Here is a 577-nt window from a genome sequence, read left to right on the forward strand (position 1 = left end):
CCCTTCGCCCGCCCCTCGGCGGCCGGCTCGCCGTCGCCGTCGCCATCGGCGGCGAGGATGCGGTAGAGGCCGCGACGGGTCTCCGCGAGCAGCGTCCGGGCCGCCGCGAGCTGCGACTCGTCACCTGCCTGCGCGACCTGGACGACGGCCGCGCCGACCGCGAAGGCCAGCGAGCGCAGACTCGTCAGGTCGTCGTCGGCACTGGCCGCCGCCGTCTCCCACGGCTTGCGCCGCCCGGACCGGGACTCGACGTGGGCACGGCCGGCGTCGGTGAGGTGGAACACGCGCTTGCCGTCCGCCTCCACCGCCCGCACCAGGCCCTCATCGGTGAGCAGGGACAGCACGGGGTAGACCGACCCGGGGCTCGGCCGCCAGGTTCCGCCGCTGCGCTCGGACAGCTCGCGGATCATCTGGTAGCCGTGCATAGGCTCCTCGGCCAGCAGCGCGAGCAACGCCTCCCGGACGTCACCGCGCCCCACCCGCGGGCCGCCGCGGCCGAAGCCGGGACCGAACCCACCCGGACCGCCGAAACCAGGGCCGGGGAAGCCGCCCAGGCCGCCCCAGCCGGGGCCACCGC

The 577-nt window shown here is 76.9% G+C and carries 1 protein-coding gene; it reads right to left on the reverse strand.

The window, feature by feature from the left end:
- The coding region (locus tag MXD58_RS24630; protein WP_250610041.1) for a PadR family transcriptional regulator at positions 1-577 on the reverse strand (577 nt) is incomplete at both ends.

The organism is Frankia sp. AgKG'84/4 (assembly GCF_023242965.2).
Classification (GTDB): Bacteria; Actinomycetota; Actinomycetes; order Frankiales; family Frankiaceae; genus Frankia.